Genomic DNA, 21,750 nt, shown 5'->3' on the forward strand with positions numbered 1-21,750 from the left:
CCTTACGCCTCCTCTGTAGGTTCAAAAAGTGCCTGTACGAAATCTGCACCACGGAACGGTTGGAGGTCGTCAATTTTTTCGCCAACGCCCACAAGCTTCACCGGAATGCCCAGTTCGTTGCGAATGGAAACGATAATACCGCCCTTTGCAGTACCGTCCAATTTTGTCAAAACAATGCCTGTAATATCGGCAACCTCTTGGAACAGCCGTGCCTGATTGACCGCATTCTGTCCCGTGGTGGCATCCAGTACCAGCAAAATCTCCCGATGGCAGCCCTCAGCCCTGGTCTCAATGATACGATTGATCTTTGCCAACTCCTGCATGAGGTTTTTCTTGTTATGCAGACGGCCGGCAGTATCACAGATAAGCACATCGCAGTCCCGTGCCTTTGCCGCATCAATAGCATCATATACCACCGATGCCGGGTCAGAGCCTTCAGCATGTTTGACAATATCTACGCCGGCACGCTGTGTCCAGACCTCCAGCTGATCAATCGCCGCCGCACGGAACGTATCGGCCGCAGCAACAATAACCTTTTTGCCCTCGGATTTCAGCTGATGACACAGCTTGCCGATGGTAGTGGTCTTGCCTGCGCCGTTGACGCCGATGACCATGACGATAGTGGGCTTTGTGGGATATTCCAGTGCCTGATCCTCACCCAGCATTTCAGTAATGATCTCCTGGATCATACCCATGATCTCCTGAGGATCTGTAACGCCTCGTTCCTTGACACGCTGGCGCAGCGTGTCGCAGATCTGCACAGAGGTTTCCGGTCCCAGATCGCTCATGATCATGGTCTCTTCCAGTTCGTCAAACAGGTCGTCGTCGATTTTTGTGAAGTTCCCCAGCACCTGCTGCATCCGGGACATCATGGCATCCTTTGTCTTGCGCAGACCATCCCGAATCTTTGCAAAGAGACCCTTTTTCTCTGATTGCTCCGGTATCGCCGTCTCCGGAATCTCCTCCGGCTCTTCCGGTGTTTCTTCGGATATTTCTTCAGCCGCTGTCTCTTCCTCTGGTTCAGCCGCAGGTTCTTCTGTGACCTCCGGTACTTCTGTTTCCTTCGATTCTGCTTCTGATACTTCGGGAACTGTTTCTGTTTCTTCCGGCGTTTCCTCTGCTGTTTCCTCCGACATATCGGACTCCGGTACATGACCACCTTCTTCCTTTGTCAAAATTCCGGCAGCCTCCAGCGCTGCCTGGCGTGCCAATGCAATTGCTTCTTTTCGCTGCTCAGACGCCTGAACAACTTCTTCCGCAACCTGACGCACCTTTTCCACTTCGTCCTGTTCCTGGGCTGCAAGTGCTTCCAGTGCCGCAGCTGCAATTTCCTCTGCCTCATCCCGCTGCGTAGGATCCGGCTGTACCAGTGGCTCCTCTGTCGGCTTTTCCTTATTGCGTTTCCAGAACGGTACGTTTTTCTCTTTGTTTTTCTTTCCAAATAAGCCCATAATACACCTGTCCTTTTTCAGATTACTTTACCCAAATACATTTCATTTCGCATTATGAATTATACATTCAATTCAACGCAAATTCTTCCTGCTCCATCCGCAGCAAACGGGAAATACCATCCTCCTGCATAGTGACGCCATAGAGCACATTTGCCTCTTCCATGGCACTCCGGCGGTGGGTCACCAGAATAAACTGAGTGGTATCCGTAAAGTTTTGCAGATACTGAGCATACCGCCGCACATTGCCCTCGTCCAATGCCGCATCAATCTCATCAAGAATACAGAACGGCGACGGGCGCAGCCGCAGAATGGCAAAATAAATGGCGATCGCCACAAAAGACTGTTCTCCGCCGGACAAAGAGATCAGATTCTTGATGACCTTTCCTGGCGGCGCCACCTTAATCTCAATACCTGACTCCAGCACATTTTCAGGATCTGTCAGTTCCAGCCGTGCTTCGCCGCCGCCAAACAAATCCCGAAAGATCTCCTGGAAATTCTGGTTGATCAGGGTAAAACTCTCCGAAAAGATCCGCTGCATTTCCTCTGTCAGAGATGCAATCAGATCTTCCAGTTCCTCCTTGGCAGTCTGTGCGTCCTTCATCTGTGCCGACAGAAATTTGTATCGCTGAGATACTTCATCATATTCCGCAATTGCCGCAACATTGACTGTTCCCAGTGCACGAATCCTGCTCTTCAAGCTTTGTAGCTCTCGCTGTGCTGTCTGCAAATCTTCCAACGGCTGCGCTAATGCCTGTGCTTCGGAAAGGGACAATTCATACTGTTCGAACAGCTGCCGGATAACACCGTCATAGTCGCCATGTACAGACAGTTTCCGTTCTTCCAGACGGCTCATTTCTCCGGAATATTTCTCCCGTGTGGCATTGGTTTCCCGCAGACCGTTCTGGATCTGCCGGATCTGCTGATCCTGCGCATCATGCACTTGCTGCCAATGCTGTATCTGTGCCTGGCTGTCGGTACGGTCGTTTTTCATCTGTTCGATTTTCGCATTGCCCTGGGTGATCTCTTCCTGTTTCTGAGAGATCAGCTGTCGCTGGACTTCCATATCCGACCGGATCTCTTCCAGCCGCTGCACCATGGACTGCTGCTGCTCGCTTTGTTGCTGCATTTCCCGGGACAGGGTCTCCATGTCCTTTTCCAGTTCCATCCTGCCGATCTTCAACTGAGCACGCCGATCTGCAAGCTTTTCCTGCTGTTCCTGCAAGACACTGCGTTTGTCTGTCTCCTGTTCCAATGCCGCCTGCGCCTGAACAATGTCTTGTTCTGTCTGCGCTGCCTGGGCTTTTGCAGCAGTGTGTTTTTCCACAGCTTCATCCAGACGGCTTTGCAGGGATATCTGCTGTGCCTGCGCCTCAGCAAGCCGTTCCGTTGCTTGCTGCTGCATATAGCTGTATTTTTCCAGCTGCGTATTTGCCGTCAGGCTCTCCGACTCTGCCTTACGGCATTCTGCCTGGAGTGCTTCCATCTGCTGTTGTAACTGCACCGACTGCGCCTGCGCTTTCTGAAAAGCATCTGCCGCTTCTTGTTCCTGCTGTTCCAGAGTCTGTACCTCCGCAGACAATGCTGTCAGCTCCGCACGCCGTGTAAGCATTCCCCCAGAACGTTGCGCCGAACCACCAGTAAAGGAACCGCCGGCATTGATCACCTGACCGTCTAATGTCACAATGCGGAACCGGTACTGATGCGTTTTGGCAATTTCCGTTGCCGCATCTAGATCCTCTGCCACAGCGATACGCCCCAACAGGAATCGGACAATATCCGCATATTTCGGATCATAGCGCACCAGATTGCAGGCCAAATTCACGAACCCCTCGTGACGTTCCAGACCGGTCTCTGTCAATTGTTTCCCACGAACTGAAGTCAAGGGCAGGAATGTGGCACGTCCGGCACGATTTTGTGCCAGATAGCGGATCCACTGCTTTGCAGCACTTTCATCGGCTACAATGAGATTCTGCATTGCACCGCCCAGTGCAGTCTCAATTGCCACGCCGTATTTCTGGTCGGTGGTGATCAGCTGTGCCACTGTACCGAACACGCCGTGAGGCTTGCCGCCGTCTGCACGGAGCACTGCCTTGACACTGCCGGCAAACCCCTCCATGTTTCGTTCCATATCCTGTAACAGCTTTTGCCGCTGGCGTTTTTCCCGGAGTGCAAAGGTCGCCTGTTCCCGGCGCTTCCGTCCCTCTTCCAATGCATGTACTGCATTGGCATAACGTTTTTGAAAGCCACTGCGCTGATTCTGCACACGCTGCAATTCTGTCTCTGCCTGCTCCGCCTGGGACTTTGCCGTCTGGTATGTCCCTGTCTGTGCTTCGCACGCCTGTTTCAGGGCATTCTGCCGCATGATGTGCTCCGCCAGCTGGGCACGGAGTTCCTCCTGCTGCCCGGCTGTGGTCTGCTGCATCACACGGAGTTCGCTCTGCTGAACATAAAGCTGTTGTAACCGGGCATTGGCCTGTTCATACTCCTGTCCCCGCTTTGCGGCATGCTCTTCCAGTTCATTCCACTGCTGCTGAACCTGTTCTGTCTCCAGAGACAGCGCCTCCCGTTTCTGCCGCAGCTGTACTGTCTGTTCCGTCAGAGAGGACATACGGTTTTTCATACCCTCAGACTGCGACTGAGTCTCCTGCATCTGCCGTTCCAGGCTTTCCAGGGTCTGTTTTCCATGGGTGATCTCATTTTCGCACACGGCAACTGCCGCACGGAGCTGTGCAGCTTCTTCCTCTGCCTGCTGGATCTTCTGCCGGATAGCTTCGATCTGGAGCGTACTCTCCTGCATCCGGCGATAGCCCTCCTGCACCTGTTCATCTGCACGCTGGATCTCCAGTTCAGCGTTCTGATATTCCGCCTGTGCCTGCAAAAAGCCGTCAGAAAGTGCCGTCAACTTTTCCCGCAGTGCCGAAAGTCTGCGCACCCACAGAGAGATCTCCAACTGCTTTTGCTGTCCGGCAAGCTCCACATATTGTTTCGCTTTTTCCGCCTGCTGGCGCAGAGGTTCTACACGGGATTCCAATTCCGCCACGATATCCTGGAGACGCACCAGATTATCCTGGGCGGCATCCAGTTTACGCTGTGCCTCCTGCTTTTTATAGCGAAACTTAGAAATCCCGGCAGCCTCTTCAAAAATATCCCGGCGGTCAGTACTCTTGGCGCTGACGATCTCTGCAATACGCCCTTGTCCGATAATGGCATAGCCGTCCCTGCCCATGCCGGTATCCATGAACAGCTCAGTCACATCTTTCAAACGGACATTTTTGCCATTGATGCGGTACTCACTATCACCGCTGCGGTACAGCTTTCGGGTAACACTGACTACCTCACCATAAGTATCGCCCAGTTCGCCGGTCTCGTTGTTGATCTCCAGAGTGACTGCGGCAAAGCCCATAGGTTTCCGGGTTTTTGTGCCGGAGAAAATGACATCCTCCATTTTGTTGCCACGGAGGGTCTTGGTGGACTGTTCTCCCAGCACCCAGCGCACGGCATCGCCGATGTTGCTTTTGCCGCTGCCGTTAGGGCCGACAACGGCAGTCAAGCCCTTGTCAAAGGTCAGTTTGATCTTGTCAGGAAAGGACTTAAAACCCTGTAGTTCCAGCGACTGTAAATACATACACACATCTCCTTTCGTTGTTAAATTCGCATCCGAGCGAAGCGAGCCGTCTTTTTTCTTTTTCGCTTCCTTTTTCTTTTTTCAGCAAAAAGAAAAAGGAAGAAACACCCTCTCTATCAAGTTAACGCATAGCATACAAAGCACAAACGCTACTAAAATAACTTCCCCATACAAGCAGTGTAAATTCAGGATTCCAAAGTAAACCATACAGTAAAACCCCAAACAGCGTTTGTGCGAACCAAGGCGAACAGCGAGCAAAGCGAGCGAATTTCGCCGCCCCACTTTCGTCAAGTCTCATTCAGAACACGACTTTCCCACTGCAAAAACCGCACGGCATAAATTTTCCCGCCAAAGTCCGACAGCGGCACCAGTGTCTCCTCTTCCTCCAGCGGATCCATACACCAGTATTCTCCGTCCGTACTGCTGACGATGAGCACGTAGTGATAGCTGCCGGTTCCGCCCACACGCACCCGGACAATAGGATAGCACCCATCCTCCAGATATTCATCCAGTTCTCCGTCTGCCAGTTCCGATGCGTCTTTTTTCGTTACAGATACCCCCGTCACCTGCTCCAGCACATCCCATTGCAGGTTGCCCTCGCTGTCATAGACACCATGCTCCGAAAAAAATCGGTTCACTTCTCCAGCATCGGCATCAGCAGATAAACCATCCACAGAAAAGCCCTGCATTTGCAGCACTGCCGCCATGCAGCATGTCAGACAGCCGGAATCATTCATGGTATACTTGGAATCTCCCAGCTTGTCCGATTTCCATGCATCGTCTTTTTGATAAAAGAAAACCACGTTTTCCGGAGCATATTCCAGCGTTGTCTCCACAGAAACCGGCTCCGCACTCTGTCGGCGATACAGGACATAGCCTGTGCCGAGTCCGGCGAGCAGAACCGCAATGATAACAATCAGGATCCAGATCTTACGGCGTTTTTTCTGCATAGCATTTCCTCCTGTTGAATAAGAAATTGTTCTTTTGCAAACGTTCCACCGGAACGTTTGCAAGGCTTTCCTTTACTTGTATGGTTTCACAAGGAGGGGCGATCTTGTTCGCCCCTCCTCGAAAAAGCTATCGCTTTTTCTCACCACCCTCTCCGTGCGCCGAAAGTACGGCGCAGGGTGTTTCGCCGTCTGCGGACGGCGACCAGGGACGCTGTCCCTGGACTCTGCCAGGGCTTCCGCAACCCTGGATCTGCGCCAGCTGTACTCAGCTGGACCAGCATGATGGGCTCCCTTTCTGAAAATTGGCAGCAAACATGCTCTTATATTACTTTTCACTAAAAAAACAGGTCATATGTCTTTTCACCGACACGAATTCTGCCTTGCTGCACTCCCATTGTTTCCACAGCTTTCAGCATCACTCCACGCTCCGCCAGCCACTTCCGGTTACACCCGTGCTGTCCCAGCAACTTACTCATGGTTCCCGGTGCAGTTTCCACAAACAATTCTGATTTTCCACGATCCTCCGCCGCCTGTTCCAACACACGGCGGTACAGTCTGGATTCCACCAGTTCCCGGTACGCCGGATGATAATACCCGGCAACCATCCGTTCCCGAATGGACGGCGTATCATGAAGTCCCAGCCGAATGACACGCACATCTTCCTGAGCACAACGGCAAAGCGCGTCTGCACAGAACTCCAGTACCTCCTCCTGAGACAATGCCGGATAGACACCAGCCTGACAGCATTCCGCCAGCTTTGTTCCCTCCAGCACCACTGTGGGGTAGATCCGCATAGTTTCCGGTCTGCACCGAAGCAGCTGTTCCAGCGTGTCATATTCGTCCGCCAGTGTACTGCCATACAACCCAACCATCTGCTGTAATCCCAATGAAAACCCGGCACTGCGGATCGCTGCACTTGCATCCCGGACAGCCTGTGCCGTATGCCCACGTGCATTTGCCGTGAGAACAGTGTCTGACATACTCTGTGCACCCAGTTCAATCGCTGTCACATGATATTGTTTCAGCCGTTTCAGAACCTCCCCATCAATGGCATCCGGACGTGTGGAAATACGGATACCCTGGAATTTTCCCACCCCCAGAAAAGGCTGTGCGGCCTCCAGCAGTGCGACCTGATATCCCTTCTCCACCGCCGTAAAACTGCCGCCGAAAAAGGCGATCTCTGCTGATTCCAACGGTGCTGATCGTTCCAGCATTTCCCGGCAGGTCTGTGCGATCTCATTCGATTCTGGGGCATCCTGGGTGCCGCTGATAGTGCGCTGATCGCAGAAGCTGCACTGGTGAGGACATCCACGATGGGGAATGAAAAAGGCAAGTGTCTTATGCTTTGCCATAGCCCATGAGCGACAAGGCTTCCTTTGCCGCCAACTGTTCTGCTGCCTTTTTACTATGACCGACCCCCATGCCGATCACATTGGAATTCAGACAGACCTCCACCTTGAACGCCTTGTCATGGTCGGGACCAGATTCGCTGACCAGTACATATTCCACCTTTTCTTCCGGATTCTTCTGGACAACTTCCTGAAGCTGGGTCTTATAATCCTGGAATCCGATGGGTTCCTTTTCCTCAGGATCATCGGGAATAAACCGCAGAATATGACGTTTTGCCGCACCCATGCCGCCGTCCAGGAAAATTGCTGCAATGACTGCTTCAAAGGCATCCGCCAAAATGGAGGAACGTTCTCTTCCGCCGGTGTGCTCCTCGCCCTTTCCCAGTAACAGGAATTCGCCCAGATGGATCTCCTGTGCAAAAACATGGAGTGCCTTTTCGCAAACCATAGAGGCACGAAGCTTTGTTAACTCGCCCTCAGGCATATTGGGATATTTATGAAACAGAAACTCAGACACCACAATAGACAGTACGCTATCACCCAGAAATTCCAGCCGTTCATTGCTATTGCGTGTCTTGCGCTTTTCATTTGCATAGGAGGAATGAGAGAGTGCCTCCAGCAACAAGTGTTTGTCATGAAAATGATAATGGATGTAGGTTTCAAACCGTCCCAGATCCACATATTCGGTATGTTCCATTGCTTACTTTCCTCCGATTTTTTCCGACCGCATAGCAGAAACGGTCTCTGTTATAGACTGTACTACATTTCCGGCAACACAATCCCGTGCCTGCCGGATGGCGTTGAAAAATGCCACGGCATCTGAACTGCCATGAGCCTTGATGACCGGCTTCTGGACGCCCAGCATGACTGCGCCGCCCACTGCCTTATAGTCCATTTTTTTCGTCAGCGCCTTGATCTTCGGCAGAATGAGCAGTGCCGCCAGCTTGCCGGTAAAACCGGCAAAGAGGTTGCCCTTCATCTGGTGCGCCATAAATTTGCCCATGCCCTCATACAGCTTCAGTGTCACATTACCTGTGAAGCCGTCTGTAACAACCACATCCGCCGCACCTGCCGGCAGTTCCCGGGCTTCGATATTCCCAATAAAATTGACCGGTGCCTGTGCCAACTGGACATAGGATTCCAGTTCCAGTTCTCTGCCTTTTGTTTCCTCTGCACCTACGTTCAGAAGTGCCACCCGAGGATTTTCCACGCCCATGACATTCTGCATATAGGCACTGCCCATAATGGCAAACTGCACCAGCATTTCCGGACGGCAGTCGTTATTTGCACCACCGTCAATGAGAATAAAAGGCGTCTTTTCCGTAGGCAATACCGGTGCAGCTGCAGCACGTTTGATGCCGGGAATACGCTTTACAAGAAATGTTGCCCCCACAAGCAGTGCCCCGGTACTTCCAGCACAGACAAAGGCATCCCCTTTACCGTCATGGAGTGCCTGCATACCCACAGCCATGGAACTATCAGCGTGTTGCTTCAGCAGTGTAGTCGGTTCTTCGTGGATATCAAACACCGCCGAAGCATGAAGCAATTCCATGCCATCCAGAGAAATATTATTTTTTGCAGCGCAATCTCTGATCTTGTCCGAGTCACCCACCAGAGTCATAGCCACGCCCAATTCTTTCACAGCCTGAGCGCTGCCCCGGATGACCTCCAGCGGTGCGTTGTCACCGCCGAATGCGTCTATTAAAATGTTCACGTTTTTGAGTTCCCCCATTTCGTTTTCTACAGAATAAGGAATTAGGAGTGAAGAATGACGCTCATTTTTCCGTCATTCCTCAATTCTAACGCCTGATTCTTTGTTCACTTAAATCATTCCGCCATAGCTCAATGGTCCATACATCAATAGCAAGCCTATCCCCGCCAAAACCATGCAGATCACCATGAGCACCAGACTCACGATTCCCAGAACCAACAATACGGTTTTCCGATTTTTATGCCAAAAACAAAAAAACAGAATGCTTCCGATCAACAGCATCACTGCCGGCACTGCAAATATCAGAAAAATGATCAGTCCCAGTCCCAAAACAAGCCCCATTTTTACTTGTTCCTTTCTGCCTCAGATCTGCGCCAGATAAGTTTCCAGCGCTGCCATTGCCCGGTCTGCGTATGCCTGATATTTCTCCTGCTTCCCACGGATACGCTCCGACAGATCCGGCAGGATGCCCATATTTGCCCCCATGGGCTGGAAATTCTCTGTAGGTGCGCTGCTGATATATGCGGCAAGTGCACCCATCATAGTCTCTCTGGGGAGAATAAGCGGTGGCTTGCCCTGTAATTTCCGTGCCAGATTTTTCCCGGCAAGAATACCGCTCGCCGCAGATTCCATGTAGCCCTCTACGCCGGTCATCTGTCCTGCAAAATAGAGATTCTCTGCCCCACGGAACGCATAATCCGCATTCAGCAGCCGTGGACTGTCCAGAAAGGAATTCCGGTGCATGACACCATACCGATGAAACTCCGCATGCTCCAATCCCGGAATCATAGAGAACACCCGGCGCTGTTCCGGAAAGCGCAGATTCGTCTGAAATCCCACCAGATTATACATCGTGCCCTCTCGATTTTCCCGGCGCAGCTGTACCACTGCCCAAGGACGATGTCCCGTCCGGGGATCTGTCAGCCCCACGGGCTTCAGCGGTCCGAACCGCATGGTATCCATCCCTCGGGATGCCAACACCTCAATGGGCATACAACCCTCGTACACCCGGAAAGCATCCTTGTCGCAGTCGTGCAGAGACGCACGCTCCGCAGTCACCAATGCATGGTAGAAATTCTCGTATTCTTCTTTATTCATGGGACAATTGATATAATCCGCATCGCCCCTGCCGTAGCGTGCAGCAAAAAATACCTTTTCCTTGTCCAGACTCTCAAAGCTGACAATAGGCGCCGCCGCATCAAAAAAGCTCAGTCTTGTACCGCAGCGCTTTTCGATATCCTCTGCCAGTTTTCCAGCCGTCAGCGGCCCTGTGGCAACAATTGTAGGCGTGTCAGGAATTTTTTCCACAACAGCCGTTTCCAGCGTGATATTCGAATGATTCCGAATTGCCTCCGTTGCCAGATCAGAGAATTGTTTCCGATCAACTGCCAGCGCACCGCCGGCAGCAACGGCAGACTTTCGGGCGCATTGCATCAGCAGCGATCCCAGCCGGGTCATTTCTGCCTTGAGCAGACCTGCCGCAGAATTGATACGGTCTGCTTTCAGGGAATTGGAACAGACCAATTCTGCCAGTCCTTCATAGTGATGCGCTGGGGTATATTGTACCGGCTTCATTTCCAGCAGACGAACAGAAAAACCTGCCTCCGCCAACTGCCACGCCGCTTCGCATCCGGCAAGACCGCCACCAATGACCGTTACCTGACTCATGATGCACCTCCGCCCACAGGACGGGAGTAACCGCAGTTCGGCTTTTCACAGACAAGCGTACCCGACTTTCCGCCTTTCTGGAACAGAGTCGAGCCGCACTCCGGACATTTTTCCTCTGTGGGAACATTCCAGGTCATGAAATTACAGTCCGGATAGGCATTGCATCCATAAAAGCTGCGTCCACGCTTGGATTTTTTCAGAATGATCTTGCCGCCGCAGAGAGGACAGCTGCCGGCAGTTTCCTGAACGATCTTCTTGGTATTCTTACACTCCGGAAATCCCGGACATGCCAGAAACCGACCGTATTTTCCGATCTTGATGACCATATTTCTGCCGCACTGATCGCAGACAATATCCGTTTCTTCGTCCGGCACTTTGACACGTTTGCCTTCCATTTTTTCCTCGGCAGTTTCCAAGGTTTTGGAGAAGTCGCCGTAGAAATCCTCCAGCGTTGCCACCCAGCTTTTTTTGCCCTGTTCTACTTCGTCCAGGTTATTCTCCATTTCCGCAGTGAATTTTACATCCAGAATATTCTGGAAATGCTCCTTCATCAGCTCTGTGGTCACTTCGCCCAGAACTGTAGGCTTCAGCTGTTTTCCCTCACGCTCCACATAGAGGTGAGATGTAATGGTAGTAATCGTAGGTGCATAAGTGCTCGGACGACCTATGCCGTTTTCTTCCAGAGCCTTGATGAGCGTTGCCTCGGTATAACGAGGGGGTGCCTGAGTAAAATGCTGGTTACCCTCCAGAGATTTTACCCTGATCGCCATGCCGTTTTCCAGCTCCGGCAGATTCTTGTTTTCGCCCTTTTCACTTTTTGCATCATCATACAGCACCGTAAAGCCCTCAAATTTCACGGTAGAACCAGTTGCCTTGAAGATGCAGTGATCCGCTTCAATATCCACGGAAACCGTATCCATGAGTGCATCTGCCATCTGACTGGCAATAAACCGTTCCCAGATGAGCTTATACAGCTTAAACTGATCCACAGTCAGGCTGGACTTTACCCGATCCGGTGTCAGATCCGGCATAGACGGACGAATGGCTTCATGAGCATCCTGAGCGTTTTTCTTAGATTTGTACACACGGGGTTCCGGCGGCAGATAATCTGCGCCATACTGTGCAGTGACATAATCCGATGCGGCTTTCTGCGCCTCTTCGGATATACGCAAACTATCGGTACGCATGTAGGTGATCAGACCGACTGCACCCAGTCCCTCAATATCCACACCTTCATACAGTTCCTGCGCAACTTTCATGGTGCGCTTGGACTGAAATCCCAAACGATAAGATGCATCCTGCTGGAGTGTTGACGTGATGAACGGCGGTGCCGGATGTCTCTTTGTGACACGCTTTTTCACGTTCTGCACAGAATACGCAGCATTCTGAAGCCGTGCCAACAGCGCATCTGCATCTTCTTTCGTGGGGATCTCTGTCTTATCCACACGTACACCATCCACTTTCACCAGCTTTGCCCCAAACACTTTCCGGGACGGCGGTGCAGTGAACTTCGCATCAATAGACCAGTATTCCTGGGGCACAAAGGCACGGATCTCGTTTTCCCGATCTACCACCAGACGCACTGCCACAGACTGCACACGACCAGCCGACAGACCACGGCGCACCTTTTTCCATAGGAATGGGCTGAGCTTATAGCCCACCAGACGATCCAGGATCCGGCGTGCCTGCTGGGCATTCACCAGATCCAGGTCAATTTTATGGGGATGACTCATACCTGCCTGAATACCGCTTCGTGTGATCTCGTTGAATTCCACGCGATTGTCCGCATTCATGTCCAGGTTCAGCATTTGCGCGATATGCCAGGATATGGCTTCTCCTTCCCGGTCCGGGTCAGTTGCCAGATACACACGGTTACACTTTTTGGCGTGTTCCTTGAGCTTTTTGATCACATCCTCTTTGCCCTTCATATCCGTATACTGAGGCTGGAATCCATGCTCCACATCCACGCCCATTTTGGACTTTGGCAGATCACGAACATGACCCATAGAGGCAATGACATCATAATCCTTGCCCAAATATTTTTGAATGGTTTTCGCCTTTGCCGGCGACTCAACAATGACTAAATTCGACATAGTTACTCTCTATACTCTCTTCTCTTGTTACATTTTCGCTTGATTTTCGTTTATTTCTACAATATGACGATGCCTACATCACTCGGAACTGCTTTCCCGGCAGTCGTTCGATCTTTCCATACAATTCCAGTTCTGTCAACGTTGTCATCAATACATCCATAGGCGCATCCAGTTCCGCTGCAATCTGATCCACATGCATAACCGCCTGTGATCGAAGCAAATCCATGACCTGTCCCGGCAGTCCCTCCAGAGTCTCCTCTTCCGGCATCAGATCTGTCACGGAATCTGGCTCTGTCGGATGGGATTCTTGTGGCTTTGCCTTTGGCGCAGACGATTTCTGCTTTTCCGTCTTTTCGCCCAATGTCATGACCAGACTCTCGGATTTCTCCCGGTTCTCATCATAGAGTGCCGATGCCGCTATCATGTGCGCATGATTGGTATAATACTCATAGACAATATCCCGGCTGTCAAATACCGGAATCGCACCGTCCCGAAGATATTTTATCACACCCATATACCGTTTGTCAAATATGTCCGCCGGCGGCACACAAAAAACATCTCTTCCCTGTTCCATGGCATTCTCTGCGGTAATGAGCGCACCGCTTCTTGCTGGTGCCTGTACCACAAATGTACCCATACTCAAACCGGAGAGCACCCGGTTTCGCAAAGGGAAATTTGCCGGTGCCGGGGTCGTTCCCGGCAAAAACTCCGACAGGATCAGACCATTTTGAGCGATCTGGTATTTCAGATTGGCATGAGGCTGGGGATACGCAATATCCAGACCGCAGCCCATGAGTGCAATACTGGGTTTGTTTTCCTCCAGCGCACACAAATTTGCCGTAATATCGATTCCCACTGCATAGCCCGTCACCGGAACAAATCCCAGCTGTACCAGATCATGGCAAATAGCCTTTTCCACACGCAGACTATACTCCGAAGGGTTGCGTGTCCCCACAATTGTCAACAGCAGATGATGCTGAAGCAGCGCCGGATCACCCTGATAAAACAGCAGCACCGGAGGATTTACAATGGAAAACAGCTGCTCTGGATATAGATCATCTCCATACCAGAGAATGGACAAGTCCAGCTTTTCGCATCGTGCCAGCATCTCATCAATCTGTGCCTTTCCGATCTGGCGCATCCTGCGCTGGGTATGCTCCGGCAAATGCAGCTCTGGGTCAGAGCCGGAACGAAGCACTTCACAAGTGCGCTGAGGTGTTTCATAGCGATGGAGCGCCGTCCAGATCCGGGGATTTCCTGCACCGAATACCATGACAAGCCACAGCAGGCAACGAATTTCCTCCATATCAGCGCACCTCTTTCTCCATATCTGTCTTGGCTTTCTGCACTTCCCACAAGATGATTCCGGCAGCCATTGCGGCATTCAGGGACTCGATCGTCCCGTGCATGGGAATGGTTACCCTCCGGTCACATGCTGCTGAAACCGATTCCGGCAGACCGTTTCCTTCGTTGCCAATAACCACAGCCGTACCCTTCTGAAAAGTGCACTGTCCCACCAATTCTGCTGCACCGCCGACCACTGCCGCACAGGTTTCCACGCTAGCAGCTTGGCACGCTTCTAACACAGGAGCAATGTCCGCCGTACAGCAGATAGGTACCCGGAACAAAGACCCCATCGTTGCACGCACGACCTTGGGGCTGAAAATATCGCAGCTTGCACTGTAGATGACGCCATCTAATCCCATAGCATCAGCTGTCCGCAGGATCATACCAGCATTGCCGGGGTCCTGCAGCTGGTGCAGAACAGCATAATTGCCGCCGGGTCGAATGAGATCGGAAAGCGCCGGCTGTTCCGGCATCCGGCAAATCGCATACACACCCTGGGAATGTTCCGTCTGAGACAGCGCCGTCCCGAGGGCATCAGAGAGGAGTGCACAGCGTATTTTCCCCAGATCCGCCCGAATGGATTCTTCGTTCCAACGGACATAGCCCTCTTCCGTCCAGAAAAGATGGGTCAGAACAGCTCCATTCTGCACCGCATCCGACACCAACCGCAGTCCTTCCAAGACAAACAGTCCTTCCCGTGTCCGGTCTTTTTTGGAGCGTGCCAGCTTCCGATACAGCTTCACCGCTCCATTGTCATGTGCTGATATTTTCAGCAGTGCTTCCACAAAATCAACCCCGTTTATCTGATCTAATTTGAAATATCACAACATACAACAAAACACGCCCCGTATCGTTCCAGAGCGTGTTTCGCATTCGATCTTACAGAGCAGCCTTTGCCTGTTCTACGATTGCAGTAAAACCAGCTGCATCATGAATAGCAATTTCAGAAAGCATCTTGCGGTTCAGTGTGATACCAGCCTTCTTGCAGCCGTTCATGAACTGAGAATAGTTGATTCCGTTCATTTTGCATGCAGCAGAAATACGAGTGATCCACAGCTGTCTGAACTCTCTCTTCTTCTGCTTTCTGCCGATGTACGCATAGTTGCCGGACTTCATAACGGCCTGTTTTGCCATCTTGAAGTGCTTGCTCTTGCTGCCCCAGTAGCCCTTTGCCAGCTTCAGCGTTTTATTTCTTCTCTTGCGAGTCATCATTGCACCCTTCACACGTGCCATAATTCTTTACCTCCGTTTTTCTCTGATTCCAACCAAATTGACCGACTGTGCAGTTTACAGATACGGCATCAGCTTTTTCAGTGCCGGTGCGTTTGTGCTGTCTGCGATGCCAACCGTACGAGCGATTCTCTTCCGCTTGGTATCCTTCTGAGTCAGTCTGTGTCTCTTATTGGTCTTCTGATACTTCACTTTTCCGGAAGCAGTCATCTTAAAACGCTTTTTCGCACCGGAATGTGTCTTAGTCTTGATCTTTGCCATGGTGATTCCTCCTGTTTACTTCGATGCCTTCGGTGAAATGAACATGACCATACTGCGGCCTTCCATTTTTGCCGGCTTTTCAACAACGCCAACCTCTGCACACGCCTCTTTGAAACGCTTCAGAAGTTCTTCGCCGATCTGCGGATGGGCAATTGCACGCTTACGAAAACGAACCGAAACCTTCAACTTGTCGCCGCCTTGTAAAAACTTTTTCGCCTGATTGATCTTGGTCTCAAAGTCGTGGGTGTCGATAGCAGAAAACATCCGAATTTCCTTGATGGAAACAACCTTCTGGTTTTTCCGTGCCTCTTTTTCCCGTTTCTGCTGTTCAAAACAGTACTTGCCATAATCCATGATCCGGCACACCGGAGGCTTTGCCATCGGTGCGATCTTCACCAGATCCAAATCTTTTTCGTAGGCGATCTTCTGCGCATCTCTTGCAGACATTGTTCCGAGCTTTTCGCCGTTCTGGTCGATGACCAGAATTTCCTTGTCCCGGATTTCCTCATTGATCTGCAGCTCCTGCTTGCTGATAAGCCAGCACCTCCAAACATGTTAATTCAAAAACAAAAAAAAGCGTCCACCTTTGTGAACACTCCTTCTCCGTTCGTCAAACCACACTCTTCCCACAATATCAGGAAAGCGAAAACGAATTATTGACCGTTTCGACAACAGGCCAAACGGTGAGAACTGGAATGCTCTTCTTTGTTTACTTTACGTATTGTACCACGGTTTCATGCGTTTGTCAAGAGTTCCTTTCAAGTTTTACAATTTATACACATATATGAATGAAGCCAAAAAGATTCCTATTCCCCGCTACAGCACCCGTTTCACATCACCCACTGCCGTCACGATCTCATACCCGGCAGATGCCACACGCTGTTCCAGACAATGACGGCACTGGGCGGATTCCTCTCCGGTACAGATCTTGTCATCATAGAGAGAATACAACTGCCGCACCCGGACTGGCGAGAGATTTGGCATAACCACATTTGCACCGGATTTCAGCCCCAGTTCCCTGCCCTGAGAATGGATCGTCCCCAGGGCAGTAGTTGCCGGGATCAGCGCATAGGGAAACATCAGCCGCAGCACAGCGATCAGCCGCAAAGTCAGTGGCAGACTGCCGTTGGGTTTGTCCGCAAAAGGCGTATCCTTATGGGTAAGATACGGACCGATGCCGATCATATCCGGCTGCAATTCCTGTAAAAAACGCAGATCCGCCAACAGATGCGACGTAGTCTGAAAAGGTGACCCTACCATAAAGCCGGAGCCGATCTGATACCCGATCTCTTTTAAATCAAACAAGCAGCGTTTCCGATTTTTCAAGGACATGCTCTCCGGATGCAGCCGCCCGTAATGCGCCGCATCTGCCGTCTCATGGCGAAGCAAATAACGGTTTGCGCCGGCGTGATAACAGGCAAGATAACTTTCACGGGAACGTTCCCCCATAGACAGGGTAATGGCACAATCCGGAAAGCGTTCCCGAATGGCAGAGACAATCTCACAAATAATCCGATCCGTGAAATACGGATCTTCACCGCCCTGAAGCACAAAGGTACGGAATCCCAGACCATAGCCTTCTGTACAGCAGGACAAGATCTCTTCTTTGGTGAGACGATAGCGCACTGCCTTGGTGTTGCCCCGGCGTATGCCGCAGTAGTAGCAGTTATTTTTGCAGTAATTGGTGAATTCGATCAACCCACGAATATAGACATCTGTGCCGTAATATCCTCTTCGCACCCGGTCTGCTTGGCGGAATAGTTCCGTATCATATGCGTCAGATTCCAGCAATTCCCGGAGAGATTCGTCCGGGAGATCACCAGTTGTCACAAGCTGCGAAATAAGACACTGCATAATCATTCCCCTTTCCAAAGAGATAAAAATAAAAGAAAAAATCATTGCAGGCGGCAGTGAAGTTTTTTGATCCAGCAATTTTTCAAATTAGATTTTTTGTTAACGCACTATTCTTATCCATCCTGCTCCTGAAATCATTTTCGTAAACCCGGACAAATTAGGGTTGCTTTTTTCTCAGAAATCTTGTATAATAAAAACAAGAACATTTGCGGCAGCTGCCGTATGAAAACAAAGGAGTTAAACTATGACCACAAATGAAATCATCGAAAAGATCCGGGACGGACTGACCGGAGAATACAGCGTGGATATTGTCTACCTGGAATCCCAGGCGGACAAGTACCGCCCGACAAAAAACGGAAAGGAAATCGAAAGCGCCATCGCTGATCTGGCATATGAAATTATGCCCGAAGATAAACGTGCCATTCTCAACAAAATGATGTACATCGACGGCAAGCGCCTGGATGTTGTCTTTGCCGAAGCACAAAAACTGATTCAGGAAAAGAAAATCGAAGAATCCTTCCGCCTGACCGAAGCACTCTATACCAAGATCCGTATGAATTATCGCGAAACAGAAAGCGAAGTCTATCTGAGCATGCGCAATACGCTGGAGCACCAGCTCTATCTCTATTTCTATCGCCCGTCCAAAAAACTAGTACGACCAGTATTCGACCTGTCTCAGATGGTGCTGCTCCACGGCTACAATCTCCTGGAGTTAAAACGTCCGGAAGAAGCAGCACGTGTTATCAACGATGCCATCCGCTATAATCCTATGAATACGGACGCATATTTCGAACTGGCAGAGTGCTACAAAGCCATGCACGACCCGGATCAGCTGCTCTCTGTCATCAAGGAGACGCTGGAAGTCGCTGTCACACCGGTACAGATCTCCCGGTGCTACTGCAATTTGGGCTTCTACTGCGTGGAAGTGAAGGATTACGACCGGGCTGTTTGCTTCTACTATGAGAGCCTGATCTATGCAGATCACCCCTTTGTTGCGGCAGAACTGCACCATATCCACACCATTACCCAGAAGAAGATCGTTCCGCCCACACGTGAAGAGGTCAATGCGGCATTTGAACACTATGGCATGAAGCCCGGTGCTAATCAGGATGTGGTAGGCGTTATCACCGCACTTGCCAAGGAAGCTGTGGAGAATAAGGATCTCCCGGCGATCCGGTTCTATTTGCACATGCAGTACGGTCTGACAAACGATCCTGAGATCAAAGAAATGATGGATCGTTATGACCTGCTGGCAAAGGAACGCAGCGGAAAACAAGCATAAAAACAGCAATATATTAGAATAGACGGGCAGCTGAGGCTGTCCGTTTTTTGATTATCCTTCTGAGTCAGATTCTTCCGGTATATCATCATACATATGACAGACCTGGCGTATTTTTTCTGCAAAATCCCGGCGCACCGATTCCGGAGACAGAATCTCCACTGTACTGCCGTACTTCATGATCCAACGGTAAAAGCCATAGCTGATACCGATCTTTGCCCGAACGATGACATAATCCGGATGGGACAGATCATCACGAATACTAGCGTAATTTCCCAGCTGTTCCAGCATATCATCCAGCAGTTCCCGACTCACACGCAGCCTGATATTTTCATAGCGTTCCGGTTCAAAGATATCTACCACCGCCCCTTCCCGTTTCGGCAGTTCCAGGCAAACTTCTGCCTTTTCGCCGGCAGTGATATTTTTCATGCGGTCTACCCGATAGGTACGCACCTGCCCGGTCTCTTCACTGACACATTTCAAATAAAATCGCTCATTGAAATAGACCACACGGCAAGGGATTAGCTCTCGTTTTTTATCATAATAGACCATTTGCTTCTGGGTGTTGTATTTTCCGTAAGCAAAATTGATCTTCTGGTGTTCCGCCAGGATCTGATAGATCCGCTCCAGATTTTCCAGCAGATCCAGAGACGGCGGCGTCACTTCACTGATGGTGATACGTCCAATGAGTTTCCGTACTTCCGCCTGGGAGCACAAACCCTCGAATTTACGGAACAAGCGCTGTTTCTGCTCTGCTGACAGGAACTTGTTAATAGAAACAGAATCCGCCAGAAAGCGGATCTCATTGAACGTAAATCCCCGGCTCGGCATCCGGTAATAATAGGTATTGTGCGGACCTCTCTCGATCTCGATCTGATTTCCGGCAAGGATCAGGCTGTCAATATCCCGCCGGATGCTCAGGGGAGAAATGCTGCCCACATTGGTCTGGGCTGCCAGATATGTCTGGATCTCCTTGACCGTAGCGCTTTTTTCATCGTCTGTATATCGGCTGAGAAATTCCAGTATATGTATGATTCGTTCCCGTTCCATAACGCCTCCATGCAATGGGCTTTTTTCATTGTACTATATCACCGTTTTATATACATGATACCTTTAAGGCAACACCGCACAAAAAAACGCTCTTCAACATTATTCCTCCCGGAAAAATTGCCGGAATGCCGTGGGCAGAGAGATCTCCTCTGCAATCTTCTGTGCAGAAAGCCAGACAAACTGCTCATCCTGTCGGGCACAGGTCAGATAAACTCCGTACATCTCCCACTCCACATGGGTAAAAATATGCCGCCGCTCTACTGTTTGCAACAGATCCTGAGGTTGGCAGCGCCATGCACTGACCTGTGCGATCGCCTCCTCTGCGGTGCAGATACCCGGAATATTGGGGTATTCCCACAAACCATGGAGAAGTCCCTTTGCACCGCGTTTCCGAACCGCATATTTCCCATCACAGCACAGTACAAATACAGTATATTGTTCCATCTTCCGAGGCTTTTTTGCCGTTCTCTGGGGCAGACGCATGACATCGTTATTTTTCCGTGCCGTGCATAGCGCTGCCAATGGGCATTCTCCGCAAAGAGGCTGACCATTGGGCAGGCAGACTGTAGCACCCAGTTCCATGAGTGCTTGAGTCAGCATGCCGCAGCTGCCTGGGTGAGACTGGTATACTTCCGCAAGATTCTTAGTCACTGCCTCTTTTTGCTCTGTGCGGTCGATCTCGCAGAAGTTGTCTGTCACCCGTGCTGCTACCCGGAGGACATTGCCATCCACCGCCGGCGTAGGCAATTCATAACAGATAGAACAAATTGCACCAGCTGTATAACCTCCTATACCTGGCAGACTGCGCACTTCCTCCCAGGCAGACGGAAAGATGCCGTTGTATTTTTCCACGATCTCCCCTGCGGCTTTGCGCAGATTGGCGGCTCTGCTGTAATAGCCCAGACCTTCCCAGCATTTATTGACCTGATCCTGCGTCGCTGCCGCAAGGGCATGAACATCCGGGAACACTTCCAAAAAACGCTGATAGTAGGACTTCACTGCCTCTACACGAGTCTGTTGCAGCATAATTTCCGACAGCCAGATATAATATGGCTCCCTGTCATGCCGCCAGGGCAGATCTCTTGCATGGGATGGATACCAAGCCAAAAGCGGTTCTGCCAGTGCAGCCATCACCTGCTTTTGCCGTGCAGCACAGGCACGCATCCGTGCAATCACCTTTTCATAGACTGGGAGCATATGTGGTTCCCGACAGACCTGCGTCAACTGTTCCACCGGGATCCAACGGACATCCTGATTTTCGTCCGGCTTTACAGAAAGTATTTCCTTGGGATCGGCGATCAGTCCGTATGTTACATTATAGTGCACATGCGCCGGCACTTCAGCGCCGTTTTTCACATGTGCTCTTACCGGCAGCACATCCAGAGACAGAATTACACCAGACAGTGGAAAAGGTTTCCGAACCCCCGTTTCCTCCTTCGCTTCCCGAACAGCTGTCCACAAGAAATCCGCAGAACCGTCTGCATGTCCCCCTGTCCAGGCAAAGGAATCATAAATATTATGGTACACCATCAGTACCGCATCCAGCGCCGGATTCATGACAAAACCGGAACAAGTCACATGACCTGCATTTCTGGAACGATACAAGATCTGCCCGCCGTCAGTTTCTGCCGCCTTGCATATTTCCTCATAGTCTGCCTGTTCCTGTGCATCCTGTGGAACATATGCGGCAAGACGTTCTTTCCAATCTGACACGTCCATTTCCTGCATCACATTTCTCATGAACTCCATCTCCTTTCTCTAAAGGGTATCTCTAAAAAATTTAATATGTTGAATTAACACATTTCCTTTTCCGCTTCAACGCCCTTGCATTTTTGCACAAATCGTGTTATACTAAAAGTACCATAGAAATGACAAAGGAGGT

Annotated in this window: 19 protein-coding genes; 1 reads left to right on the plus strand and 18 read right to left on the minus strand. The window is 50.8% G+C overall.

Going from position 1 to position 21,750, the window contains the following annotated elements:
- Nucleotides 1-2: 2 nt before the first annotated feature.
- The 16 genes from ftsY to hydE all read right to left on the minus strand — a co-directional run bounded on the left by ftsY (nt 3) and on the right by hydE (nt 17,539).
- Nucleotides 3-872 (minus strand): signal recognition particle-docking protein FtsY, encoded by an 870-nt coding sequence (ftsY, locus tag QZ375_RS01375; RefSeq protein WP_295214341.1) that lies wholly within the window; start codon nt 870-872, stop codon nt 3-5.
- A 646-nt stretch (nt 873-1,518) separates the two neighbouring features.
- Nucleotides 1,519-5,076 (minus strand): chromosome segregation protein SMC, encoded by a 3,558-nt coding sequence (gene smc, locus QZ375_RS01380; protein ID WP_295214185.1) that lies wholly within the window; start codon nt 5,074-5,076, stop codon nt 1,519-1,521.
- A 287-nt stretch (nt 5,077-5,363) separates the two neighbouring features.
- Nucleotides 5,364-6,026: a hypothetical protein gene (locus QZ375_RS01385; RefSeq protein WP_295214186.1), complete on the minus strand. Its 663-nt coding sequence runs from the start codon at nt 6,024-6,026 to the stop codon at nt 5,364-5,366.
- A 140-nt stretch (nt 6,027-6,166) separates the two neighbouring features.
- On the minus strand, nt 6,167-6,307 hold the full coding sequence (locus QZ375_RS01390) for a hypothetical protein (protein ID WP_295214187.1): 141 nt from the start codon (nt 6,305-6,307) through the stop codon (nt 6,167-6,169).
- Nucleotides 6,308-6,361: 54 nt separating this feature from the next.
- Complete coding sequence (locus tag QZ375_RS01395; protein WP_295214188.1) at nt 6,362-7,378, minus strand: radical SAM protein; 1,017 nt, start codon at nt 7,376-7,378, stop codon at nt 6,362-6,364.
- Nucleotides 7,365-8,072 carry a ribonuclease III gene (gene rnc / locus QZ375_RS01400; protein ID WP_295214189.1) on the minus strand — a complete coding sequence of 236 codons (708 nt, stop codon included), beginning with the start codon at nt 8,070-8,072 and terminating at the stop codon, nt 7,365-7,367. The genes QZ375_RS01395 and rnc overlap by 14 nt, the downstream gene beginning before the upstream one ends.
- Nucleotides 8,073-8,075: 3 nt before the next feature.
- Complete coding sequence (gene plsX / locus QZ375_RS01405) at nt 8,076-9,089, minus strand: phosphate acyltransferase PlsX (protein ID WP_295214190.1); 1,014 nt, start codon at nt 9,087-9,089, stop codon at nt 8,076-8,078.
- A 108-nt stretch (nt 9,090-9,197) separates the two neighbouring features.
- Nucleotides 9,198-9,428: a hypothetical protein gene (locus QZ375_RS01410; protein ID WP_295214191.1), complete on the minus strand. Its 231-nt coding sequence runs from the start codon at nt 9,426-9,428 to the stop codon at nt 9,198-9,200.
- Nucleotides 9,429-9,449: 21 nt separating this feature from the next.
- On the minus strand, nt 9,450-10,754 hold the full coding sequence (gene trmFO, locus QZ375_RS01415) for a methylenetetrahydrofolate--tRNA-(uracil(54)-C(5))-methyltransferase (FADH(2)-oxidizing) TrmFO (RefSeq protein ID WP_295214192.1): 1,305 nt from the start codon (nt 10,752-10,754) through the stop codon (nt 9,450-9,452).
- Nucleotides 10,751-12,847 carry a type I DNA topoisomerase gene (gene topA / locus QZ375_RS01420; RefSeq protein WP_295214193.1) on the minus strand — a complete coding sequence of 699 codons (2,097 nt, stop codon included), beginning with the start codon at nt 12,845-12,847 and terminating at the stop codon, nt 10,751-10,753. Before topA ends, trmFO begins: the two co-directional genes overlap by 4 nt.
- 73 nt (nt 12,848-12,920) lie before the next feature.
- Complete coding sequence (gene dprA / locus QZ375_RS01425) at nt 12,921-14,153, minus strand: DNA-processing protein DprA (protein ID WP_295214194.1); 1,233 nt, start codon at nt 14,151-14,153, stop codon at nt 12,921-12,923.
- Between the two features lies 1 nt (nt 14,154).
- Nucleotides 14,155-14,979, minus strand: a complete 825-nt coding sequence (locus QZ375_RS01430; protein WP_295214195.1) for an RNA methyltransferase — start codon at nt 14,977-14,979, stop codon at nt 14,155-14,157.
- A 94-nt stretch (nt 14,980-15,073) separates the two neighbouring features.
- Nucleotides 15,074-15,427 carry a 50S ribosomal protein L20 gene (gene rplT, locus QZ375_RS01435; protein ID WP_295214196.1) on the minus strand — a complete coding sequence of 118 codons (354 nt, stop codon included), beginning with the start codon at nt 15,425-15,427 and terminating at the stop codon, nt 15,074-15,076.
- Between the two features lie 54 nt (nt 15,428-15,481).
- Nucleotides 15,482-15,685, minus strand: a complete 204-nt coding sequence (gene rpmI, locus QZ375_RS01440) for a 50S ribosomal protein L35 (protein ID WP_022410771.1) — start codon at nt 15,683-15,685, stop codon at nt 15,482-15,484.
- Nucleotides 15,686-15,700: 15 nt separating this feature from the next.
- Nucleotides 15,701-16,219, minus strand: coding sequence for a translation initiation factor IF-3 (gene infC / locus QZ375_RS01445; protein WP_295214343.1), 519 nt, complete (start codon nt 16,217-16,219; stop codon nt 15,701-15,703).
- Nucleotides 16,220-16,501: 282 nt separating this feature from the next.
- Complete coding sequence (gene hydE / locus QZ375_RS01450) at nt 16,502-17,539, minus strand: [FeFe] hydrogenase H-cluster radical SAM maturase HydE (RefSeq protein WP_295214197.1); 1,038 nt, start codon at nt 17,537-17,539, stop codon at nt 16,502-16,504.
- A gap of 244 nt (nt 17,540-17,783) precedes the next feature.
- Between hydE and QZ375_RS01455 the strand changes: the two genes are divergently transcribed.
- Nucleotides 17,784-18,821, plus strand: a complete 1,038-nt coding sequence (locus QZ375_RS01455) for a hypothetical protein (protein WP_295214198.1) — start codon at nt 17,784-17,786, stop codon at nt 18,819-18,821.
- Between the two features lie 51 nt (nt 18,822-18,872).
- Here the strand turns inward: QZ375_RS01455 and QZ375_RS01460 are convergent, their stop codons facing one another.
- Nucleotides 18,873-19,868 carry a WYL domain-containing protein gene (locus QZ375_RS01460; protein WP_295214199.1) on the minus strand — a complete coding sequence of 332 codons (996 nt, stop codon included), beginning with the start codon at nt 19,866-19,868 and terminating at the stop codon, nt 18,873-18,875.
- A gap of 99 nt (nt 19,869-19,967) precedes the next feature.
- Entirely contained in the window at nt 19,968-21,608 is a 1,641-nt protein-coding gene (locus QZ375_RS01465; protein ID WP_295214200.1) for an NUDIX domain-containing protein, read from the minus strand.
- Nucleotides 21,609-21,750 lie beyond the last annotated feature (142 nt).

Origin of the sequence: Ruminococcus sp., assembly GCF_019417665.1 — a bacterium.
Classification (GTDB): Bacteria; Bacillota; Clostridia; order Oscillospirales; family Ruminococcaceae; genus Ruminococcus_C.